The organism is Streptomyces sp. NPDC088387 (assembly GCF_044753385.1).
GTDB lineage: Bacteria > Actinomycetota > Actinomycetes > Streptomycetales > Streptomycetaceae > Streptomyces.
In genome coordinates this window covers 220,741-241,609 of record NZ_JBIVNC010000010.1, presented here as the reverse complement: position 1 = coordinate 241,609, position 20,869 = coordinate 220,741, and the positions used below count along the sequence as shown (strand labels likewise).

General features: G+C 70.6%; 19 protein-coding genes and 2 tRNA genes. 14 read left to right on the top strand and 7 right to left on the bottom strand.

Translation table 11 applies throughout. From position 1 onward, the window contains the following. Positions 1-134 precede the first annotated feature (134 nt). The 4 genes from ACIQAC_RS26665 (at position 135) to ACIQAC_RS26650 (ending at position 4,055) form a co-directional block, all read left to right on the top strand. The gene (locus tag ACIQAC_RS26665; RefSeq protein ID WP_402194920.1) at positions 135-722 is read left to right on the top strand and encodes a M48 family metallopeptidase; all 588 of its coding nucleotides are present in this window, start codon (positions 135-137) and stop codon (positions 720-722) included. 202 nt (positions 723-924) lie between these two features. After that, positions 925-2,589, top strand: a complete 1,665-nt coding sequence (locus ACIQAC_RS26660) for a TerD family protein (RefSeq protein WP_402194917.1) — start codon at positions 925-927, stop codon at positions 2,587-2,589. Between the two features lie 8 nt (positions 2,590-2,597). Further along, entirely contained in the window at positions 2,598-3,275 is a 678-nt protein-coding gene (locus tag ACIQAC_RS26655; RefSeq protein ID WP_402194915.1) for an AIM24 family protein, read from the top strand. Positions 3,276-3,302: 27 nt separating this feature from the next. Next, complete coding sequence (locus tag ACIQAC_RS26650; protein WP_402194914.1) at positions 3,303-4,055, top strand: AIM24 family protein; 753 nt, start codon at positions 3,303-3,305, stop codon at positions 4,053-4,055. A 123-nt stretch (positions 4,056-4,178) separates the two neighbouring features. Here ACIQAC_RS26650 and ACIQAC_RS26645 read toward each other — a convergent pair whose 3' ends face one another. Together ACIQAC_RS26645 and ACIQAC_RS26640 are read right to left on the bottom strand one after the other, a co-directional pair. Then, positions 4,179-4,706 carry an NUDIX hydrolase gene (locus tag ACIQAC_RS26645; RefSeq protein WP_402194913.1) on the bottom strand — a complete coding sequence of 176 codons (528 nt, stop codon included), beginning with the start codon at positions 4,704-4,706 and terminating at the stop codon, positions 4,179-4,181. Next, on the bottom strand, positions 4,703-6,160 hold the full coding sequence (locus ACIQAC_RS26640) for a zinc-dependent metalloprotease (protein ID WP_402194911.1): 1,458 nt from the start codon (positions 6,158-6,160) through the stop codon (positions 4,703-4,705). Before ACIQAC_RS26640 ends, ACIQAC_RS26645 begins: the two co-directional genes overlap by 4 nt. Positions 6,161-6,353: 193 nt before the next feature. On the opposite strand from ACIQAC_RS26640, the gene ACIQAC_RS26635 reads away from it, so the two are divergent. The 4 genes from ACIQAC_RS26635 to ACIQAC_RS26620 all read left to right on the top strand — a co-directional run bounded on the left by ACIQAC_RS26635 (position 6,354) and on the right by ACIQAC_RS26620 (position 9,738). After that, positions 6,354-7,514 carry an SDR family oxidoreductase gene (locus ACIQAC_RS26635; protein ID WP_402194909.1) on the top strand — a complete coding sequence of 387 codons (1,161 nt, stop codon included), beginning with the start codon at positions 6,354-6,356 and terminating at the stop codon, positions 7,512-7,514. A 248-nt stretch (positions 7,515-7,762) separates the two neighbouring features. Next, the gene (locus tag ACIQAC_RS26630; protein ID WP_402194907.1) at positions 7,763-8,224 is read left to right on the top strand and encodes a molybdenum cofactor biosynthesis protein MoaE; all 462 of its coding nucleotides are present in this window, start codon (positions 7,763-7,765) and stop codon (positions 8,222-8,224) included. A 147-nt stretch (positions 8,225-8,371) separates the two neighbouring features. Continuing rightward, positions 8,372-8,572, top strand: coding sequence for a hypothetical protein (locus ACIQAC_RS26625; protein ID WP_402194905.1), 201 nt, complete (start codon positions 8,372-8,374; stop codon positions 8,570-8,572). A 68-nt stretch (positions 8,573-8,640) separates the two neighbouring features. Next, on the top strand, positions 8,641-9,738 hold the full coding sequence (locus ACIQAC_RS26620; protein ID WP_402194904.1) for a PDZ domain-containing protein: 1,098 nt from the start codon (positions 8,641-8,643) through the stop codon (positions 9,736-9,738). Positions 9,739-9,816: 78 nt separating this feature from the next. Here the strand turns inward: ACIQAC_RS26620 and ACIQAC_RS26615 are convergent, their stop codons facing one another. Then, positions 9,817-10,359 (bottom strand): PPA1309 family protein, encoded by a 543-nt coding sequence (locus ACIQAC_RS26615; RefSeq protein WP_402194901.1) that lies wholly within the window; start codon positions 10,357-10,359, stop codon positions 9,817-9,819. Positions 10,360-10,521: 162 nt separating this feature from the next. Here ACIQAC_RS26615 and ACIQAC_RS26610 point away from each other — a divergent pair, with 162 nt between their 5' ends. The 4 genes from ACIQAC_RS26610 to ACIQAC_RS26595 all read left to right on the top strand — a co-directional run bounded on the left by ACIQAC_RS26610 (position 10,522) and on the right by ACIQAC_RS26595 (position 15,986). Next, positions 10,522-13,479 (top strand): UPF0182 family protein, encoded by a 2,958-nt coding sequence (locus ACIQAC_RS26610; RefSeq protein ID WP_402195117.1) that lies wholly within the window; start codon positions 10,522-10,524, stop codon positions 13,477-13,479. Between the two features lie 42 nt (positions 13,480-13,521). Next, positions 13,522-13,595, top strand: a tRNA-Met gene (locus ACIQAC_RS26605). Between the two features lie 228 nt (positions 13,596-13,823). Next, positions 13,824-15,650: a sel1 repeat family protein gene (locus tag ACIQAC_RS26600; protein WP_402194899.1), complete on the top strand. Its 1,827-nt coding sequence runs from the start codon at positions 13,824-13,826 to the stop codon at positions 15,648-15,650. Between the two features lie 262 nt (positions 15,651-15,912). Beyond that, positions 15,913-15,986, top strand: a tRNA-Met gene (locus ACIQAC_RS26595). 55 nt (positions 15,987-16,041) lie between these two features. Here ACIQAC_RS26595 and ACIQAC_RS26590 read toward each other — a convergent pair. Continuing rightward, positions 16,042-16,458, bottom strand: coding sequence for a Fur family transcriptional regulator (locus ACIQAC_RS26590; protein ID WP_402194896.1), 417 nt, complete (start codon positions 16,456-16,458; stop codon positions 16,042-16,044). Positions 16,459-16,599: 141 nt separating this feature from the next. Here ACIQAC_RS26590 and ACIQAC_RS26585 point away from each other — a divergent pair, with 141 nt between their 5' ends. Further along, a complete protein-coding gene (locus tag ACIQAC_RS26585) occupies positions 16,600-18,051 on the top strand; it encodes a catalase (protein WP_402195115.1) in 1,452 nt (483 codons plus the stop codon). 79 nt (positions 18,052-18,130) lie between these two features. Here the strand turns inward: ACIQAC_RS26585 and ACIQAC_RS26580 are convergent, their stop codons facing one another. Together ACIQAC_RS26580 and hisN are read right to left on the bottom strand one after the other, a co-directional pair. After that, positions 18,131-18,523, bottom strand: coding sequence for a cyclic nucleotide-binding/CBS domain-containing protein (locus ACIQAC_RS26580; RefSeq protein WP_402194894.1), 393 nt, complete (start codon positions 18,521-18,523; stop codon positions 18,131-18,133). 148 nt (positions 18,524-18,671) lie between these two features. Beyond that, the gene (hisN, locus tag ACIQAC_RS26575) at positions 18,672-19,472 is read right to left on the bottom strand and encodes a histidinol-phosphatase (protein ID WP_402194891.1); all 801 of its coding nucleotides are present in this window, start codon (positions 19,470-19,472) and stop codon (positions 18,672-18,674) included. Positions 19,473-19,890: 418 nt separating this feature from the next. Here hisN and ACIQAC_RS26570 point away from each other — a divergent pair, with 418 nt between their 5' ends. After that, complete coding sequence (locus tag ACIQAC_RS26570; protein ID WP_402194888.1) at positions 19,891-20,499, top strand: TetR/AcrR family transcriptional regulator; 609 nt, start codon at positions 19,891-19,893, stop codon at positions 20,497-20,499. 4 nt (positions 20,500-20,503) lie between these two features. Here ACIQAC_RS26570 and ACIQAC_RS26565 read toward each other — a convergent pair whose 3' ends face one another. Beyond that, the gene (locus ACIQAC_RS26565; protein ID WP_402194887.1) at positions 20,504-20,827 is read right to left on the bottom strand and encodes a DMT family transporter; all 324 of its coding nucleotides are present in this window, start codon (positions 20,825-20,827) and stop codon (positions 20,504-20,506) included. Positions 20,828-20,869 lie beyond the last annotated feature (42 nt).

Sequence of the window (20,869 nt, the reverse complement as noted above, 5' to 3'; positions counted from 1 at the left end):
CCGCGGCGGGGGTGCGGAAAGTTGTCCACAGGCGTCGGGTATTCGTCGTACAAATCAGACGCTTGGTGGGGGATCGCCCACGGAACCGTTCACGAGCCGGGACTTCACTCATGTGCAGCGGGTAACGTCGGGGCGTGCCCGCCGACCCACTGCACCGCGCCGGAACGCCACAGCGCAGCACGACGAGCCCGCCGCCGAGCGGCTCGGGGGCGAGCGCGATCGAGGTCCGCAGGAGCGCCCGTCGACGACGGACGGTCTCGGCGTACCGCGAGGGCGATCGCACCGTAGTGCTCATCCCTGCCCGGATGTCCGAGGCGGAGGAGCAACGCTGGGTGAACGTGATGCTCGCCAAGCTGGCCGCCCAGGAGAGCAAGCGGGTACTCGGCGACACCGAACTGGCGGAGCGCGCGGAGCGGCTGTCGGAGCAGTACTTCGACGGACGGGCCCGGCCCGCGTCGGTGCGCTGGGTCACCAACCAGAACACCCGCTGGGGGTCGTGCACCCCGTCCGACGGCAGCATCCGGCTGTCCCACCGGTTGCAGGGCATGCCCGAGTACGTCGTCGACTACGTCCTTCTGCACGAGCTGGCGCATCTGCTGGTGCCGGGTCACGGGCCTCGTTTCTGGCGGCTGCTGGAGGCGTTTCCGCGCACCGAGCGGGCCCGCGGCTATCTGGAGGGTGTGGTCGCGGCGGAGCGGCTGCCGCAACTGCGGGGCGACTGACGTGCCCGCGCGGAGCGAATGACGTGCCCGCGCGGAGCAAATGACGTGCCCGCGCGGAGCAAATGACGTGCCCGCGCGGTAGAGGGCCGGCGGCGCGGGTCGACGTTCTGTACCGGGTCTGTACCGACTTCTTCCCTTGTCGGCGATTGCCGTTAGCCTGACGCGACGCAATCGCATTCGGGATGGGGGACGGTCGTTACGCATGGCCAGGGAATTCCAACGCGGCCACAAGGCCAGGATCAGTGACCTCACCGCGGGGACCGATCTGTATGTGGGTGTGCAGATCTCGGGTCCCGGGCTGACCTTCGACATCAGTTGCTTCGGGCTCGACGCCGATGAACGGCTCTCCGACGACCGCTACTTCGTCTTCTTCAACCAGCCGAAGTCCCCCGAGGAGTCCATCCAGCTCCTGGGCGCGCAGGCGGGCGACACCGAGTCCTTCCGGGTCACCCTCGACCGGATCCCCGCGCAGATCCAGAAGCTGTCGTTCACGGCGACACTCGACGGCAGCGGGCAGATGTCCCAGGTCGCCCCGGGGTACATCCGGATCGTCGCGGGCGGCGAGGAAGTGGCCCGCTACGCGTTCGACGGCTCGGAGTTCTCCACCGAGCGGGCCGTGATGCTCGGCGACTTCTACCTCAAGGACGTCTGGCGGTTCGCCGCCGTCGGACAGGGCTTCGACGGCGGTCTCGACGCGCTGCTCCAGAACTTCGGCGGCGAGGTCGCGGAAGAGGAGACGCCCGCCGAGCCGGCCGCGCAGTCCGGTGCCGCGCCCGGTTTCGCGCCGCCCGCCCAGGCGGCCGCGCCGCCCGCTTTCGGCGCCCCCTCGGCCCCGGCGCCGGCGCCCGTCCCGGCCCCGGCGCCCGCCCCCACACCACCTCCCGCGCCCGCGCCCGCGCAGGGCTTCGCGCCGCCGCCCGGCGCGACCCCGCCACCGCCCTCTCCGGCACCCTCGGTGCACTCCGCGCAGACCATCGTGGCGCCCCTGAACACCCCGCCCGCCGGGACCGTCCCGGCGCCGTCGGCTCCACCGGCGCCGCAGGGCGGCCCGTTCACACCCCCGGGCGGCGCCCCCGCGGGCGGACCCGCGGGAGGGCCGTTCACACCTCCCCCCGGCGGCCCCTTCACGCCGCCTCCCGGCGGCCCCGCCTTCCCGGGACAGGCCCAGCCCTTCGGCGGTGGCGCGGCGCTCGCGCCCGTGCCGCAGGAGGCCGGTCTGCGGGCCGTACTGACGAAGTACGCGGAGGCGCCGGTCGGTGACCGCTGGACCGAGCAGAACCCCGAGCTGGTGCGCGCGACCCTCACCAAGGGCGCCAACCTGCTCGCCAAGCAGGGCAGCATGGTCGCCTACCAGGGCGACATCGACTTCGCCCACAAGGGCTCCGGACTGCTCGGCAAACTGACCGGACAGCTCACCGGGCAGGGCATGGCCCTGATGCGCTGCTCCGGCGACGGCGAGGTGTTCCTCGCCGACGAGGCCAGCCGGCTCTTCGTGATCCGCCTCCAGGGCGAGCAGCTCTACACCAGCGCGCGTGGTGTGCTCGCCTTCGACGAGGCGCTGGACACCGAGGTCCGCCGTATCGAAGGCGCGGGCCTGCCCGGCGGCGGGCTGTTCAGCATGCTGTTCTCCGGCACCGGCGCGGTCGTCGTCAAGACGCGCGGTGTGCCCGTGGTCCTGCCCGTGGGACCGGCCACCTATGTGGACGGCAACGCCGTCATCGCCTGGTCCGCGGGCGCGCAGGCGGTCACCACGACCTCGCTCAGGCTGCGCCGCTCCGGCTACGCACGGCAGAACTCGGAGGCCATCAACCTCCAGTTCCGCGGCGCGCCCGGCAACTTCGTCGTCGTCCAGCCCTTCGAGGTGTGAGGCAGTCCATGGACCTCCAGACACTCCACGCGCAGCGCGCCGCGGCCGGCAACGTCCGGATGAGCGTGCACAACGCCAAGACGCTCAAGGTCATGATGGTCAGCGGACAGGACCTGTACGCGAAGGCCGGCTCGATGATCGCGTACGACGGCTATGTGCAGTTCGACGCGCCGCCCGGCAGCCTCCGCCGGACCGCCGAGCAGATGGTCACCGGCGAGGGCGGCAGGCTGATGCTCTGCCGCGGCGACGGCGAGCTCTACCTGGCCGACTACGGCGGCGAGGTGCTCGTCGTTCATCTGAACAACGAGGCCATCTCCGTCAACGGCCCGACGCTGCTGGCCTGCGACGCCTCGCTCCAGCTCACCATCGAGCCGGTCAAGGGCCTCGCGAAGCTGTCCGGCTCCGGCCTGACCAACCTCGTCGTAAGGGGCACCGGCTGGGTCGCGCTCGTCACGCGCGGTGTGCCGATCTCTCTGGACTGCGGCGAGCGCGAGACCTACGTCGACCCGGACGCGCTGATCGCGTGGACCGAAGGCCTCGACATGAAGGCGCGACGCAGCATCAAGGCGAGTGCGCTGATCGGGCGGGGCAGCGGCGAGGCCTTCCAGATCGGCTTCAAGGGACAGGGCTTTGTGGTCGTCCAGCCCAGCGAGGACACCGGCGACCGCTTCAAGATCCGTGGCTGACCGGGGCTGAGAGGAGCACCAGCAGACATGCACAGCACACTCTTCGCGCACATCCCGGTGGAGCACACCGAGCGCTACACGCTTCAGAACCCGCAGCTGCTCAAGACCGACGTCACGCGCGGCGGCAGTCCCGTGCTGGCCCGACAGGGCGCCATGGTCGCCTTCGAGGGACAGATCGAGTTCGACAGCCAGTACCGCAACCGCAGCTGGCGCAACGTCGAGCGGATGACCGGCGAGCAGCTCGAACTCATGCGCTGCAAGGGCAACGGGATCGTCTATCTCGCCAACTTCGCGCAGCACCTCCAGATCATGGACGTCGGCCGCGGCATCACCGTGGACAGCAAGTCCGTCCTCGCCTTCGACGGCTCGCTCAACGTGGGCATCGTCGCCGTGGACAGCGCCGTGGAGGTGGCCTCGGCGGGCGCCTACAACCTGGAGCTGTCGGGCTCCGGTGAGGTCGTCCTGATGACCTCGGGCGAGCCGCTGGTCCTGGAGGTGACGCCCGAGCGGAACATCTGCTGCGACGCGGACGCGGTCATCGCCTGGTCCACGTCCCTGCGGACCCAGCTCCAGGCGCCGACCTCCACGTCGGCCGTGTGGCGCCGCCGCGGCTCCACCGGTGAGGGCTGGGAGATGCAGTTCACCGGCACCGGACACGTCCTCGTGCAGCCCAGCGAGCTGCTGCCGCCGCAGCACCTGCGCACCTCGGGTGTGCTCGGACAGTTCGGCATGGGGTCGGGCGGCCTGACCGGGAACTCCCTCGGCGGCAGTCGCAACTGACACTCCGCGCGGGCAACAGGTAAGGGGCGACCACCCAGGCGGTCGCCCCTTACTCACGTCGACCCATGTCTACCTACACCGACCTACGCCTACGAATCCCCACGCACGCCTGCATCGACCGGCTCACGCGCCCAGCCGCGCCCGCGTCGCCTCCAGCAGCCGTACGACGGACCCGTCCGCCACGTCCGCCACCTCGTCGTACCCGAACCAGCGCACGTCCAGGGACTCGTCGCTCACCGCGTGCAGCGCGTCCGGGGGCGCCAGGACCGCGTACTGCACGTCGTAGTGCCAGTTGCACGGCGGCGGGATGGGATGGCGGTCCAGGCGCACCGGGCCGCCCGGCAGCAGGCTCAGCCCGCCGATGCCGGACTCCTCCGTCGCCTCACGCAGGGCCGCGGACTCCAGGTCCGCGTCCCCCGGCTCGCAGTGGCCGCCCATCTGAAGCCACATGCGCAGCTTCCTGTGCAGCGTCAGCAGCACCCGGTCGCGCGTGGGGTCGATCACCAGCGCGCTGGCCGTGACATGGCCCGCGTGGCAGGCCTTCCACATGCCGTCCGGGTGGGCGGCCAGGTGGTCCAGGTAGTCCTGGCGCAGGTCGGCCTGGTCCTCGTAGCCCTTGAGTACGAGGACCGCGTCGTCGTACAGGCTCACTCGGTGTCGTCGCCCTCGGTCTCGGGGTCGGCGTCGGTCTGCGGCTTCTTGTCGGTCTGCGGCTTCTTGAGGTCCGGCTTGGGGCCTGAGCCGTCCGCCGCCTCGCCGAGCATCTTGTCCAGCTCGGAGAAGTCGATCTGCTCGCGGTGCACGAATCCGTCCGGGTCGTCCAGGTCGGAGGCCGTGGGCAGCATGTCCGGGTGGCTCCACAGGGCGTCGCGGCCGTCCACACCGCGCGCGTCCGTCAGGGACGCCCACAGGCGGGACGCGTCGCGCAGCCGGCGCGGGCGCAGCTCCAGGCCGATCAGCGTGGCGAAGGTCTGCTCGGCCGGGCCGCCTGTGGCACGGCGGCGGCGCAGGGTCTCGCGCAGCGCGTCGGCGGACGAGAGACGCGGCTTCGCGGCGGCGTGCACCACCGCGTCGACCCAGCCCTCCACGAGCGCCAGAGCCGTCTCCAGACGGGCCAGGGCGGCCTTCTGCTCCGGCGTGTCCTCCGGCTGGAACATGCCCTGCTGGAGTGCCTGCTGCAACTCCTCGGGGTTCTGCGGATCGAACTGGCCGACGACGTCCTCCAGCTTCGCGGTGTCGACCTTGATCCCGCGCGCGTAGCCCTCGACCGCGCCGAACAGGTGTGCGCGCAGCCATGGCACATGCGCGAAAAGGCGCTGGTGGGCGGCCTCGCGCAGGGCGAGATACAGCCGCACCTCCTCCTTCGGCACACCGAGGTCCTTGCCGAACGCCTCGACGTTCAGCGGGAGCAGCGCGGCCTTGCCGATCGGGCCGAGCGGCAGACCGATGTCGGTCGAACCGACGACCTCGCCCGCGAGGACGCCCACGGCCTGCCCGATCTGCGTGCCGAACATGGCGCCGCCCATGGAGCGCATCATGCCGATCAGCGGGCCGGCCATGGCCTGCATCTCCTCGGGGAGGATGTCGCCCATGGCGCCGCCGACGCGCTCGGCGACGGGATCGACGAGCTCCTTCCAGGCGGGCAGGGTGGCCTCGACCCACTCCGCGCGGCTCCACGCCACGCCGGAGCCCGCGCCGGACGGCAACGACGTCGCGTCGTCCAGCCACAGGTCCGCCAGGCGGACGGCCTCCTGGACCGCGGTGCGCTCGGCCGGGCCGACGCTGGAGTCCTTGACGCCGTCGGAGGTGCCCTGGGACACCGTCTGGCGGGCGATCTGCTTGGCCATGTCCCAGTTCACCGGGCCGCCCTCGTAGGAGAGCATCTGGCCGAGCTGCTGGAACGCGGCACCCAGGTCGGTGGGGTTCAGCGAACCGAACATGGCAGCGAGCGGATTGTCCGCACCGGGGCCGCCGGCTCCTGGGCCGAAACCGAACGGGTTGCCCGGTTCCTGACCACCACCGCTCTGCTGGTCCTTCTTCTTGCCCTCGTCGCCGTCGTCCGGCTCCTCCGGCGGAAGGCCGAATCCGAATGGGGTGTCACTCACGGGATTCCTCGGCTGGTTAAGGCCGCCGGTTCTGTCCGACGGCACGACTGCCCTTCAACACCACCCAGCGTAGACACCCCGGGCGGTTGGGGCCTCGGTGCTTCGCCCACAGCATCGCTGCGGCAGGATGGATGCCACCTGGTACGTACGCGTCACTCGCGCTACGTATGTAGACAACCGCTGGAGACGCCCGGTGAGTTCCCCAGATCCGCAGGTTCGCGCACCGCGAAACCCCTCAACCCCCTCGCCCGAACCGAGCACGGCTTCGGCCGTGGCGCGCACCGGCGAGTCGGCGGGTGGCCGCGGGCCCGTCGTCGCGGTCACCGGCGCGGCGTCCGGCGTGGGTGCGCTGCTCACCGAGCGGCTCGCCGCATCCGAGGAGATCAAGCAGGTCATCGCCATCGACGAGCGGCGGGGCGAGTGCGCGGCGGCGCAGTGGCACATCCTCGACGTGCGGGATCCGGCGATCGCGGACAAGCTGCGGGGCGCCGACGTGGTCGTACATCTGGCCCTCGACCTGGATCTGGAGACCGATCCGGCGGCGCGTACGGCGTACAACGTGCGGGGTACGCAGACCGTGCTGACCGCGGCCGCGGCGGCCGGGGTGCACCGCGTGGTGCTGTGCACGTCGGCCATGGTCTACGGGGCCCTGCCGGACAACGAGCTGCCGCTGTCGGAGGACGCCGAGCTGCGGGCCACGGCGGAGGCGACTGGGGTCGGGGACCTGCTGGAGATCGAACGGCTCGCGCGGCGTGCGCCCCGGGCGCATCCGGGGCTCAATGTCACCGTGGTGCGGCCCGCGGTGCTGGTCGGGGGCACGGACACCGCGCTGACCAGGTACTTCGAGTCCCCTCGGCTGCTTGTGGTGGCCGGGTCGCGGCCGGCCTGGCAGTTCTGCCACGTCGAGGATCTGTGCAGCGCGCTGGAGTACGCCGTGCTGGAGCGGGTGGAGGGGGAGCTGGTCGTCGGGTGCGACGGGTGGCTGGAGCAGGAGGAGGTCGAGGAGCTCAGCGGGATCCGGCGGATGGAGCTGCCGTCCGCCGTCGCGCTGGGGGCGGCCGCGCGGTTGCACCGGATCGGGCTCACGCCGTCTCCGGCGGGGGATCTCGCGTACACGATGTATCCGTGGGTGGTCAGCGGGAGCCGGCTGCATGACGCGGGGTGGCGGCCGCAGTGGAGCAACGAGGAGGTGCTGGCCGAGCTGCTGGAGGAGGTGGCCGGGCGGCACACTGTCGCCGGGCGGCGGCTGGGGCGGAAGGATGCGACTGCTGCGGGGGCTGCGGGGGCGACGGTCGCGCTGCTGGGGGCGGCGGCCGTGGTCCGGCGGGCCCGGAAGGCACGACGCCGGATCTGAGGGCTACGTTCGTGAGAGCGGCGTCTCCCGCGCTGTGCCCGGCGTGGGGGTGACCCTGCGGGGCGTTCGCGCAGCCCGGCGCCGACGGGGTGCCGCCGCGCCCACCCGTGCCGCCCTGCGGCACGCCTGCCCGCGGCTACGCGGGTGGGAACCGTCCTGCGGCACGGCTGTCCGCGGCTGTGTGGGCTTTTGTCTCCGGAATGGAATCGGGATTCCGTTGGGGGTGGGTGTTCGGGCACGATGGCGTTATGGCTGTCACGCATGATCACCCCGGCGAGAGCGCCGCGTCCGCGCCCGTGAAGTTGATCGCCGTCCGGGAGACGGCCCTCTCCCTGGACGAGGTCTTCACCGCCGTCGGCGACTCCGCCGCCGGCGGCATCGCGCTGTTCGTGGGGACCGTGCGCAATCACGACGGCGGAGCCGACGTCGACGCGCTCGGGTACTCCAGCCATCCGTCGGCCGAGGCGGAGATGCGCAGGATCGCCGAGAAGGTCGCCGGGGAGTACCCGGTACGCGCGCTGGCGGCCGTGCACCGCGTGGGCGACCTCAAGGTCGGCGATCTCGCCGTGATCGTCGCCGTGGCGTGTCCGCACCGGGGCGACGCCTTCGACGCGTGCCGGATGCTGATCGACACCCTCAAGCACGAGGTGCCCATCTGGAAGCACCAGACGTTCTCCGACGGATCGGAGGAGTGGGTCGGCTCCTGCTGAGGCGATCGGCCCCCTCCCGGGCGTGTCCCAACCCCCTTGCATGCCCTCAGGTTGCGTAACCGCACCCCTGGCGTGAGCGTTGTCAGTGCGGATGGTTAATCTGCTGATCAGTCAGTTGCGAATGCTCATTTGGGGTTGGTGGTCGGCATGGCGGCGCTCGCCTGGTTGCTGATTCCGCTGGTGGCGGCGATCGCCGCGGGTCTGTGGGGCAGTTGGGCCAACCGCACCCGCAAGGCGCGCAGCGACGGGCCGGAGCTGGACGGGTACGCGCGCTTCCGCGCGGCCATGGAGCGGACCGGCCCGGAGGCGATGGAGTCCGAGGCCGTGGAGACCCGCAGCGGTACGTGATCTCGGCCCCGTCCCCCGACGGGCGGCCCTGACGGTGCGCTGACAGAACCGTCCCGTACTGTCGAGGCATGCCACGCCGTACCGTGACGATGCTCGCGTCCACCCTGATGCTGATCGCGCTGCTGTGCGCCGGAGTGCTCATCAAAGTGCCCTACGCGGAGATGTCCCCGGGGCCGACGGTGAACACGCTCGGGGACCACGACGGCGAGCCCGTGCTCCAGATCGCCGGTCACAAGACGTATCCGACGTCGGGCCACCTCAACATGACGACGGTCCGGGTCACCAGCGCCGACTACCGGATGAACCTCGTCGAGGCGGTCTACGGCTGGCTGGCCCACGACAACAAGGTCGTCCCGCACGACACGCTCTACCCGGACGGCACGACCGAGGAGCAGTCGACGCAGGAGAACGCCGAGGAGTTCAGCCAGTCCCAGGAGAGCGCCAAGGTCGCCGCCCTGAAGGAACTCGGCATCAAGGTCCAGTCCTGGGTGATCGTCTCCACCGTCGTCAAGGACTCGCCGGCCGAGGGCGCGCTGCACGCGGGCGACGTGATCAAGGCCGTGGACGGTACGGCGGTCAAGGTGCCGACCGACGTCGCCGAGCTGGTGACCAAGCACAAGCCGGGCGAGGACGTCGTCTTCACCATCGTGCCCGCCAAGGAGCAGGCGGCCGCCGAGAAGGAGAACCGGCAGCCGACGGGGTCCGAGAAGGTCACGATCACCACCACGGCCTCGGACGACACCGCGGAGAAGCGGGCCATCGTCGGCATCTCCGCCGGGACCGACCACACCTTCCCGTTCAGCATCGACATCAAGCTCGCCGACGTGGGCGGCCCGAGCGCCGGACTGATGTTCGCGCTGGGCATCTACGACAAGCTCACCAAGGGCCCGCTCACCGGCGGCGCGTTCGTCGCCGGCACGGGCACGATCGACGACAGCGGCAAGGTCGGCCCGATCGGCGGCATCGAGATGAAGACGGTCGGCGCGCGCGACATGGGCGCCAAGTACTTCCTGACGCCGGCCGACAACTGCGCGTCGGCCGCCCGGGACACCCCCAAGGGCCTCACGCTGGTCAAGGTCAACACCATCAAGGACGCGCTCGCGTCCCTGAAGGACATCCGCGCGGGCGACACCGCCGACCTGCCCAGCTGCACGACCAAGGGCTGAACACCGGTACGCGCGCGGGGGCGCCCTCCCCGAGAAGGACGAAGGTCGCCCCCGCGCGCGTACGGCCGGACCCGTGGCTCAGTCCTCGAAGGTCGCCCTCAACGCGTCCGCCAGACCCGGCACCAGCTCCGAACCCGTGACCACCTCCGTCGGCGAGTCCTTCGCGCGCAGCCGCAGCGCCGAGTCGCGGGCGCCGTCGCGCAGCACGGCGACCGTCATCCGGACCTCCTGGCGCTCGGGGTGGTCGGCCACCCAGGTCGCCAGCTGAGCCTCGTTCAGGTCCTGCGGCACCTGGGCCTCGGCGGACGGCGGCAGCATCAGCCGCTCCACGGTCAGCGCGCAGCCGGCCACCGCGTCGGGCCAGGCGATGGTCGCGAGGAACTCGTCCAACGGCTTGTCCGTTGCGATCTCGTCCTGCTCGATGGGGGTGAAACCGGTGGTCTCCTGCTCGTCGCCGAGTCCGAGCTGGGCCGCGAGGGAGGGTTCCTGGGCCTTGAGCCGAGCGGTGTCGACGAGGGCGAAGAGGCGGGCGGGCTGGTCCCAGCCGAGGCCGGAGGCGTACTCGTCGATCTCGAGTACGGCCCGGGTGAGCGGGCTCGCCGCCATGGGAGTGTTGGACATAGTCACAATCCTGCCTCGTTCCCTTCCGAAATCGGGAACCGAGTAAAGCGTGAGTAAGTTGCATAGGTGAGGGCCTTCGATCAGAGGGCCCTCCGGACGGCCACAAAACCTGGGCCTGACGGATCAACAGCGAATTTCGAGGTGCGCACCTTGGCTTTCCAGATGCCGGACCGCGGCGGAGGCCCGACGGGGCCACGGATCAGAGTGGGCCGCCCGTCCCGGCGTGTCCGGACCCTGCTCATGACGCTGGGCGTCCTTGCCGTACTCGGCATGGCGTTCACCATGTTCGCGGGGTTCTGGACGGACTGGCTCTGGTACCGGTCGGTGAAGTACTCGTCGGTCTTCACCACCACCCTGTGGACCAAGATCGGCCTTTTCTTCGTCTTCGGGCTGCTGATGGCCCTGGCGGTCGGGTTCAACATCTGGCTGGCCCACCGCCTGCGTCCGCCGCTGAGCGCGATGTCGTCGGAGCAGCAGAACCTCGACCGGTACCGGATGGGCATCGCGCCCTACAAGAAGTGGCTGCTGTTCGGCATCACCGCGCTGGTCGGCCTGATCGCCGGAGCGTCGGCGTCCGGCCAGTGGCGGACCTGGCTGATGTGGGTCAACGGCGTGCCGTTCGGCCAGAAGGACCCGCAGTTCAACCTGGACGTGTCGTTCTACGCGTTCGACCTGCCCTGGTACCGGTTCCTGCTCGGCTTCGGCTTCGCCGCCACGATCCTCTCGCTGATCGCCGCCGCGCTGACCCACTACCTGTACGGCGGGCTGCGCATCACCAGCCCCGGCGCGCGTGCCACGGCCGCGGCCACCGGTCATCTGTCGGTGGTGCTGGGCCTCTTCGTCTCCCTGAAGGCCGTCGCGTACTGGCTCGACCGGTACGGCCTCGCGGTGAAGTCCAGTGACTTCAAGGCCACGGACAACTGGACGGGCCTGAGGTACGTCGACGCCAACGCCTATCTGCCGGCCAAGACGATCCTGTTCTGCATCGCGGTCATCTGCGCCGTGCTGTTCTTCGCCACCCTGTGGCGGCGCTCGTGGCAACTGCCCGTCGTCGGCTTCGGCCTGATGGTGCTCTCGGCGATCCTGATCGGCGGGCTCTACCCGGCGATCGTCCAGAAGTTCCAGGTCCAGCCGAACGAGCAGGCCAAGGAAGCCCCGTACGTCGCCAAGAACCTCGCGGCGACCCGCGCGGCCTACGGCATCGAGGACGCCCAGGTCACGGACTACGACGGCAAGAGCGACACCACGGACATGACCCAGCTCCGGGACGACGTGGACGCCGCGGCCAGCATCCGGATCATGGACCCGAACATCGTCTCGCCGACCTTCCAGCAGCTCCAGCAGATGCGGAAGTACTACGCGTTCCCGACCAACCTGGACGTGGACCGCTACAGCGAGAACGGCACGGACCAGGACACGGTCATCGGCCTGCGTGAGCTGAACCTCGCCGGCGTGGACAAGCAGAACTGGATCAACACCCACTTCCGCTACACCCACGGCTACGGCGTGGTGGCCGCCAAGGGCACCACCGCCGACGCCGAGGGCCGCCCGGTCTTCACCGAGTCGGACCTGCCGTCGAAGGGCGAGCTGGGCTCGTACCAGCAGCGGATCTACTACGGCGAGAAGACCAGCACGTACTCGATCGTCGGCGGTCCCCAGAAGGAGATCGACTACTCCGACGACAGCGGTGAGAAGACCTACAGCTACGAGGCGAACAGCGGGGTCAACCTCTCCAACCCGGTCAACCGGGCGGCGTACGCGGTCGCGTTCAGCGAGCCGCAGATCCTCTACTCGGGAGCGATCGGGGACGGCTCGCGGATCCTGTACAACCGCACGCCGAAGGACCGCGTCGAGGCCGTCGCGCCGTGGCTGACCATCGACGGCGACGCCTACCCGGCGGTCGTGGACGGCAAGATCCAGTGGATCGTCGACGCGTACACCACGACCAACGGCTATCCGTACGCCTCGCGTACGACCCTGGGCGACACCACGGCGGACTCGCTGACGGCGACGAACAACTCCCGCGCGGTGGTGGCCCAGCAGAACCAGGTCAACTACATCCGCAACTCCGTGAAGGCGACCGTCGACGCGTACACCGGCGAGGTCAAGCTCTACGAGTGGGACACCAAGGACCCGGTCCTGAAGACCTGGATGAAGGCGTTCCCCGGCACGGTGGAGAAGCGCAGCGCGATCAGTGACTCGCTGATGGCCCATCTGCGGTACCCGCAGGATCTGTTCAAGGTCCAGCGCGAGCTGCTGACCCGCTACCACGTCAAGGACGCCGACACCTTCCTCAGCGGCAGCGAGGTGTGGCAGGTGCCGGACGACCCGACCAACAAGTCGGGCAACGCGGTGCCGCCGTACTACCAGAGCCTGAAGATGCCGGACCAGAAGGCGCAGGCGTTCTCGCTGACGACGACGTTCACCCCCAACGGGCGGGACAACCTCAGCGCGTTCATGTCGGTCGACGCCGAGGCGGGGACCAGCGACTACGGCAAGATCAGAATTCTGAAACTGCCGACCAGCACGACCGTCGACGGACCTAAACAGGTGCAGAGCCAGTTCAACTCCGAACAGGACATCGCCGAGTCGATCCGGCTGCTCAGAGGTGGCGACTCCGAAGTGGAGTACGGCAACCTGCTGACGGTGCCACTCGACGGAGGACTGCTGTACGTGGAGCCCGTCTACGTACGCGGTGGTGGACTGAAGTACCCGCTGCTGCGCAAGGTGTTGGTGACCTACGGCGGCAACACGGCCTTCGAGGACACCCTCGACGAAGCCCTCAACAAGGTGTTCGGAGCGGAGGGGGCGACTCCCGAGCCACCGGACGAGGGCGAGGACACCGGGCAGCCACCACCGCCGACATCCGAGAATCCCAACGTCCAGGACGCGCTGAACGACGCTCAGAAGGCGTTCGACGAGGGCCAGGAGGCCCTGAAGAACGGCGACTGGGAGGCGTACGGCCGGGCGCAGGCGGACCTGGAGGACGCCCTGCGCAGGGCCGAGGACGCGCAGTCGCAGCCGGCCGACGGCGGTGGCGGCGGCAGCACTCCGAGCGGCAGTCCCAGCGCCACTCCGAGCGGCAGTCCAAGCCCCTCCACCAGCCCCGACTCCGGCTGAGAAATGCTCCTCCCGCGCCGTGGTACGGTTGCAACACAACGGCGCGGGGTGGAGCAGCTCGGTAGCTCGCTGGGCTCATAACCCAGAGGTCGCAGGTTCAAATCCTGTCCCCGCTACTGGAGTCGACGTCACTGGCGTACGACATCGAAGGCCCGGATCCGATCATGGATCCGGGCCTTCGTGCTGTGCGAACGCATGTGCCGGGGCGAGGGATCGCCGTGCCGCCGTGCCCAGTTGGGAAACCCGTGTTTGACTTGTCTCTCTGTGGGCATGTCGACAAAACGCTGAAGTGACCTCACTGGCTGCGGTATACCAGGTGTACCCAGGTTGTTGGTGGTGCGACGATGGACGTTATGGGGGACAAGGCAACTCTGTTGGAGACAGGGCGTTTTGTGCAGCCTTCCCACCGGGAAGAAACCAGCCCCGACCGGGACGAAGCGGGCGAGGCTGTGGCGGAGGCGCGTCACCGCGTCGCCGCCGAGGCCGGCGATGTCGAGGCGATGAGCGTCCTCGGAGCCATGCTGCTGCGCCGCGGTGATCTCGACGGAGCCGAGCCCCAACTGCGTGCCGCCACCGCCGCCGGAGACCGCGCCGCCGCCAACAACCTCGGAGTTTTGCTCCACCAGCGCGGGTACGCCGAAGAGGCCGCCGGCTGGTGGCGGATCGCTGCCGTCGCCGGTTCCGCCGCGGCCGCGCACGCGCTCGGCCGGCACCACCGCGAGCGCGGCGACGAGCCGGCCGCCGAGTACTGGCTGCGCCAGTCCGCCGAACAGGGCCATGTCCTGGGCGCCTACGCCCTCGCGGACCTTCTGGAGCACCGCGCCGACGACGCCGCCGGGCAGTGGATGCGGGTCGCCGCCGAACGCGGGCACCGGGAGGCGGCGTACCGGCTCGCCCGCGCGCTCGACCGGCTCGCCACCCGGCAGGCCGAGGAGGGCGCCGAGGGCGGCGTGGGGCAGCCCTTCGCCCAGGAGGCCGAGCAGTGGCACCGGCAGGCCGCCGCGCGCGGACACCGGCGGGCCGCGCTCCAGCTCGGCGCGATCCTGGAGCGGCGGGGCGAGCTCAAGGAGGCCGGGCGCTGGTACCTGACGTCCGCCAAGGACGGCGAGGCGCGGGCCGCGTGCGCGCTGGGCTTCCTGCTGCGGGACGCCGGCGACAGCGAGAACGCGGCCGTGTGGTGGCTGCGGGCCGCGCAGGACGGCGACGGCAACGCGGCCAACGCGCTGGGCGCGCTGCACGCCGAGCGCGGCGAGACCCAGACCGCCGAGCGCTGGTACCGGGCGGCGATGGACGCCGGCGACATCAACGGCGCGTACAACCTCGGGCTGCTCTGCGCCACGCAGGGGCGGACCCCGCAGGCCGAGCAGTGGTACCGGCGCGCGGCCTACGCCGGACACCGGGAGGCGGCCAACGCGCTCGCCATCCTGCTGCTCCAGGGCGGGGACACGACCGGCGCCGAGCCCTGGTTCTCCAAGGCGGCGGAGGCGGGGAGCGTCGACGCGGCGTTCAACCTCGGGATCCTGTACGCGGGTCGGGGCGAGGACCGCGACGCGCTGCGGTGGTACGAGCGGGCCGCGTCCGCCGGGCACACCGAGGCGGCGCTCCAGGTCGGTATCGCCCGGCTGCGGGAGGGCGACGAGCGCGAGGCCGAGCGGCATCTGCGGTGCGCGGCGGGCGGGGGCAGCCCCGAGGCCGCCTTCCGGCTGGCCGCCGTGCTCGACGCGCGCCGCCCGCCGGTGTCCCCGCACGAGCTCGGGGAGCCGGCGCAGGAGAAGAGCGAGTGCGAGGAGTGGTACGAGCGGGCGGCCTCGCAGGGGCATCGGCGGGCGCAGGTGCGGGTCGGGATGCTGGCCGCGGCGCGGGGCGATGTGGTGGAGGCGGCGCGGTGGTACCGGGAGGCGGCCGAGGCCGGGTCTCGCAACGGGGCGTTCAATCTTGGGCTGTTGCTGGCCCGGGAGGGTAGCGAGCCGGAGGCTGCCGTGTGGTGGAAGCGGGCGGCTGACGCGGGGCATGGGCGGGCGGCGCTGCGGCTTGCGCTGGTGTATGCGCGGCGGGGGGAGCTTGCTGAGGGGAAGCGGTGGGCCGATCTTGCGGTGTCCCTGGGGCCGGGGGAGGTGGCGGAGCGGGCTGCGCGGTTGCGGGACGCTCTGCGCGAGGAGCTTTCGGCGTAGGCGCGGGCCGCTTGGGGGTACGGGGTTTTGCGGGGCCGGTGTCGGGAGCCTGGCCGGCGTTGAGGCTCGGGGCGGGGGTTGCGCAACCCGGCGCGACGGGGTGCCGCTGCGCCCACCCGTGCCGCCCTGCGGCACGATTGCCCGCAGCTGCGTGGGTGGGAAACGCTTTGGCGGCACGATTGCCCGTAGCTGCGCAGCTACGTGGCGGTGTGGGGGCGATTTGCTTCTTGGGATTGGGGTGACGTAACGTTACGTTCACCGACGCGGGGTGGAGCAGCTCGGTAGCTCGCTGGGCTCATAACCCAGAGGTCGCAGGTTCAAATCCTGTCCCCGCTACTGAAGACCGAGGGCCGGGATCCTGTTCAACAGGATCCCGGCCCTCAGTGCTTGCCTATGCGCTTGCGCAGTTGGGGCAGATGCCGCGGTAGGTGACCTCGACGTCCGAGACCGTGAAGCCGAAGCGCTCGGTGTCGGGGAGGTCGGCCAGCGGGTTGCCCGTCGGATGGACGTCACGGATCGAGCCGCACTGGGCGCACACCAGGTGGTGGTGCGGCTGGTGTGCGTTCGGGTCGTAGCGCTTGGCGCGCTTGTCCGTGGTGACTTCGAGGACCTCGCCGATCGAGACCAGCTCACCGAGAGTGTTGTAGACCGTCGCGCGGGAGATCTCCGGCAGTTTGGTCACGGCACGCGCGTGCACCTCGTCGGCGGTCAGATGGACGTGATCGCCGGCCAGGACCTCGGCCACGACACGCCGCTGTGCGGTCATCCGCCATCCGCGTCCACGCAGTCGTTCCAGAAGGTCACTCATAGGCATCACCTTAACAGCAAGGGACCTAGATCCTGAACAGGTGTGGCTTTAGAGCGCTACTTGACTTGGACTAAGTCCAATGTAGGATCCGGACTGGCTTTGGCCAATGGACAGGACAGCAGCAAGCAGCTGGAGGCTGACGTGACCCAGGGACCGCTCACGACGGAGGCCGGTGCCCCGGTCGCCGACAACCAGAACAGCGAGACGGCCGGTGTCGGCGGCCCGGTGCTCGTTCAGGACCAGCTGCTGCTGGAGAAGCTCGCGCACTTCAACCGGGAGCGCATTCCGGAGCGGGTGGTGCACGCCCGGGGCGCGGGCGCGTACGGCACGTTCACGGTGACCGCCGACGTGACCCCGTACACGCGTGCCGCCTTTCTCTCCTCGGTGGGGAAGCGGACCGAGGTGTTCCTGCGGGTCTCGACCGTGGCGGGCAATCTGGGCGCTGCGGACGCCGTGCGCGACCCGCGCGGGTGGGCGCTGAAGTTCTACACCGAGGAGGGGAACTACGACCTCGTTGGCAACAACACCCCGGTCTTCTTCATCAAGGACGGGATCAAGTTCCCCGACTTCATCCACACCCAGAAGCGCGACCCGTACACCGGCTCCCAGGAGCCCGACAACGTATGGGACTTCTGGGGGCTCAGCCCCGAGGCCACGCACCAGGTGACCTGGCTCTTCGGCGACCGCGGCATCCCCGCCTCGTACCGCCACATGAACGGCTACGGCTCGCACACCTATCAGTGGAACAACGAGGCCGGCGAGGTCTTCTGGGTCAAGTACCACTTCAAGACCGACCAGGGGATCCGGAATCTCAGGGCCGAGGACGCGGCCGTGCTCGCCGGGCGGGATCCCGACTCGCACCAGCGGGATCTGCGGGAGGCCATCGAGCGCGGAGAGTTCCCGAGCTGGACCGTGCAGGTGCAGATCATGCCGGCGGCGGACGCGGCGACGTACCGCTTCAACCCCTTCGACCTCACCAAGGTGTGGCCGCACGAGGACTATCCGCCGGTGGAGATCGGCCGGCTGGAGCTCAACCGGAACCCGCGGAACGTCTTCGCCGAGGTCGAGCAGAGTGTCTTCTCGCCGGCCCACTTCGTGCCGGGCATCGGTCCGTCGCCGGACAAGATGCTCCAGGGGCGGCTCTTCGCGTACGGCGACGCGCACCGCTACCGGGTCGGTGTCAACGCCGACCAACTGCCGGTGAACCGTCCGCACGCCGTCGAGGCGAACACGTACTCCCGTGACGGCCGGCTCTACGACGGCCGCCACGACGGCGCCAAGAACTACGAGCCCAACAGCTTCGGCGGCCCGTACCAGACGGACCGCCCGCTGTGGTCGGCCACCGCCGTCGCCGGTGTCACCGGTGACCATGCGGCGCCCTCGCACGCCGAGGACAACGACTTCGTGCAGGCCGGTGATCTGTACCGGCTGATGTCGGACGACGAGAAGGAGCGGTTGGTCGCCAACCTGGCGGGTGCGATCTCGGGGGTCTCCCGGGACGACATCGCCGAGCGGGCGATCGGCAACTTCCGGCAGGCCGACGAGGACTTCGGCAAGCGGCTGGAGGCCGCGGTCCGGGCGCTGCGCGGCTGACCCGGCGGTGGTGCGGGCGGGCCGGGTTCCGAGGGGAGCCCGGCCCGTTCGCCGAGGTGTGGGGGTGGGGGGTGAGGGGTCAGGCCGGTACGCGCTGCCGGTGCGGTGCCCAGCAGCGGATGATGTCGCGCACCGAAACGATGCCGGCCGGCTCGTCGCGGTCGAGGACGATCAGATGGCGGAAGCCGCCGTGGGTCATGGCGTGCGCCGCCTCCTCCAGGGTCCAGACCGGGGTGGCGAAGACGACGTCGGTGGTCGTGTGGGCGTGGGCGCGTTCGATGTCCGGGTCCTGGCCCAGACCTACCGCGTTGAGGATGTCGCGTTCGGTGAGGATGCCGATTCCGCCGGCGTCGGGATCGTGGACCACCGCCGCGCCGACCCGGCGCGCGGACATCAGCGCGGCGGCCTGGCGGAGTGTGTGGTCGGGGCCGATGGTGAGGACCACGGTGCTCATGGCGTCGCGGACGAGCATGGGCTGGAGCCACCTCCTTGGGTTCCCCGCCCTCTGCTGCCTCTGGCTGTGCCGTCTGTTCGGCTTGTTCAGGGTTTCACAAATTCACAAGGGTGGGGGTTTTCAGAGTCCCAGGTAAAGCGGGAGTCAACAAGGGGGCGTGGGGTCGCTAACGGCGCTCGTTGAGATAGCCGAGCAACTCGTCGTGGAGGATGCCGTTCGAGGCGGCCGCGTTGCCGCTGTGCGGGCCCGGGCGGCCGTCGAGGCCGGTGAAGGAGCCGCCGGACTCGGTGACGATGATCGCGTTCGCGGCCATGTCCCACAGGGAGAGTTCAGGCTCCGCGCACAGGTCGACGGCGCCCTCTGCCACCAGCATGTACGGCCAGAAGTCGCCGTACGCGCGCGTGCGCCAGACGTCCCGGGTGAGGTCGAGGAAGCCGTTGAGCAGGCCCTGGTCCTCCCAGCCGGAGAGGGAGGAGTACGCGAACGAGGCGTCCGCGAGCTTCGACACGCCGGAGACGTGGATGCGGGTCGCGGAGGTGAGGCTGCGGCCGGTGAAGGCGCCGTGACCCTTCGCGGCCCACCAGCGGCGGCCGAGGGCGGGGGCGGAGACGACGCCGACGACGGGCTGGTAGCCGCCCTCCGCCGCCTCCATCAGGGAGATCAGGGTGGCCCAGACGGGGACGCCCCGTACGTAGTTCTTGGTGCCGTCGATGGGGTCGATCACCCAGCGGCGGGGGCCGGTGCCCTCGATGCCGAACTCCTCGCCGAGGACCGCGTCCCTCGGGCGGGCGCGCTGGAGGTGGCCGCGGATGAGTTCCTCGGTGGCCTTGTCCGCCTCCGTCACCGGGGTCATGTCCGGCTTGGTCTCGACCTTGAGGTCGAGGGCCTTGAAGCGGGCCATGGTGGTTGCGTCGGCGGCGTCCGCGAGGACGTGGGCGAAGCGGAGGTCGTCGAGGTAGTCGGGCATGCGTGAACGGTATCTGGCGGGGTGGGGGGTGGGCCATCCCTGGCCGGGGGTGGCGTGGTCGGGGCGGGTGCCGGTGCCGGGTGCCGGGTGCCGGGTGCTGGGTGCCGGGGTGCCGGGGTGCCGGGGGCCGGGGTGCTGGGCGGGCCGGGGTTGCGGTGGGGGCGTGTCGCGGCCCGGCGACGGCGGGGTGCCGCTGCGCCCACCCGTGCCGCCCTGCGGCACGATTGCCCGCAGCTGCGTGGGTGGGTGGGGAGGAGGGGGTGCGGCACGATTGCCCGCAGCTTCCGTGGGTGGGTCGGTGGGTGGGGAGGAGGGGGTGCGGCGCGGCTGCTCGTAGCTGCGTGGGGCGGGACCCCTTGACAGGGTTGGGTTGCGCGTCAAATCTGGGCTGAGTGTCGTTCGCCCCTGGGAGGCGAGGATGCCTGGTGCGCGGGAGTCCCTACTCGATGCCGCCTACGCGGCGCTGGCGGGCCGGCCCTGGTCCGCTGTGCGGATGGTCGACGTGGCGGCGGCCGCCGGGGTGTCCCGGCAGACGCTGTACAACGAGTTCGGCAGCAAGGACGGGCTCGCGCGGGCCCTCGTCCGCAGGGAGGCCGACGGCTATCTCGCCGGCATCGAACGCGCCCTCGCCACCCACGCCGACGCGCGGGAGCGGCTCGCCGCCACCGCCGAGTGGACCACCGCCGCCGCCCGCGAGAACGCGCTGGTGCGCGCCATGCTCACCGGCTGCTGGAGCGAACGCCTGCCCGCGCCGGCCCTGACCGCCGTGCCGTCCTCGTCCGCCGTACCGGCGCAGCGCCGCGCCGACGGCCCGCTGCCCTCGCCCGGAGACTTCGTCGCGCTGGTCCGTGACCGTGCCGTCGCGGTGCTGTCCGGACCCGGCAACCACAAGACCGACGGCGGTGAACTCGCCCGCTCCTGCGAACTGGTCGTGCGCCTCGCGCTCTCCTGCGTGGCCGCCCCGCCCGCCGACGGCGGCGTCGCGCACCTCGTACGCGGCGCCCTCTACCGCCAGCAGCCCATCTGAGGGGTCAGTGCGCCGAACCCGACAGCTGGAGGCCGATGACACCGAGGATGACCAGGCTGATCGAGATGAGCTTGAGCGTCGAGACCAGGTCGCCGAGGAAGATCATGCCGTAGATCGCGGTGCCCGCCGCGCCGATCCCGGTCCACACCGCGTACGCCGGGCCCACGTCGAGCTTCTTCAGCGACAGGGTGAGCAGACCGAAGCTGCCGAGGGCGAAGATGCAGAAGGCGACGGTCGGCCAGAGCCTGGTGAAGCCGTGCGACAGCTTCAGACAGACGGCGAAGCCTGTTTCGAGCAACCCGGCCACGATGACCAGCAGCCACGCCATGTCCAGTCCTCCCGTAACTCCACGTTCTGTGACGCTCTGTGA

Bases quoted from the DNA above. Each gene is read 5' to 3' on its own strand.
- ACIQAC_RS26660 (WP_402194917.1), top strand. From the start codon at position 925: ATGGCCAGGGAATTCCAACGCGGCCACAAGGCCAGGATCAGTGACCTC.
- ACIQAC_RS26655 (WP_402194915.1), top strand. From the start codon at position 2,598: ATGGACCTCCAGACACTCCACGCGCAGCGCGCCGCGGCCGGCAACGTC.
- ACIQAC_RS26650 (WP_402194914.1), top strand. From the start codon at position 3,303: ATGCACAGCACACTCTTCGCGCACATCCCGGTGGAGCACACCGAGCGC.
- ACIQAC_RS26630 (WP_402194907.1), top strand. From the start codon at position 7,763: ATGGCTGTCACGCATGATCACCCCGGCGAGAGCGCCGCGTCCGCGCCC.
- ACIQAC_RS26625 (WP_402194905.1), top strand. From the start codon at position 8,372: ATGGCGGCGCTCGCCTGGTTGCTGATTCCGCTGGTGGCGGCGATCGCC.
- ACIQAC_RS26620 (WP_402194904.1), top strand. From the start codon at position 8,641: ATGCCACGCCGTACCGTGACGATGCTCGCGTCCACCCTGATGCTGATC.
- ACIQAC_RS26615 (WP_402194901.1), bottom strand. From the start codon at position 10,359: ATGTCCAACACTCCCATGGCGGCGAGCCCGCTCACCCGGGCCGTACTC.
- ACIQAC_RS26610 (WP_402195117.1), top strand. From the start codon at position 10,522: ATGCCGGACCGCGGCGGAGGCCCGACGGGGCCACGGATCAGAGTGGGC.
- ACIQAC_RS26600 (WP_402194899.1), top strand. From the start codon at position 13,824: ATGGACGTTATGGGGGACAAGGCAACTCTGTTGGAGACAGGGCGTTTT.
- ACIQAC_RS26590 (WP_402194896.1), bottom strand. From the start codon at position 16,458: ATGAGTGACCTTCTGGAACGACTGCGTGGACGCGGATGGCGGATGACC.
- ACIQAC_RS26580 (WP_402194894.1), bottom strand. From the start codon at position 18,523: ATGCTCGTCCGCGACGCCATGAGCACCGTGGTCCTCACCATCGGCCCC.
- hisN (WP_402194891.1), bottom strand. From the start codon at position 19,472: ATGCCCGACTACCTCGACGACCTCCGCTTCGCCCACGTCCTCGCGGAC.
- ACIQAC_RS26570 (WP_402194888.1), top strand. From the start codon at position 19,891: ATGCCTGGTGCGCGGGAGTCCCTACTCGATGCCGCCTACGCGGCGCTG.
- ACIQAC_RS26565 (WP_402194887.1), bottom strand. From the start codon at position 20,827: ATGGCGTGGCTGCTGGTCATCGTGGCCGGGTTGCTCGAAACAGGCTTC.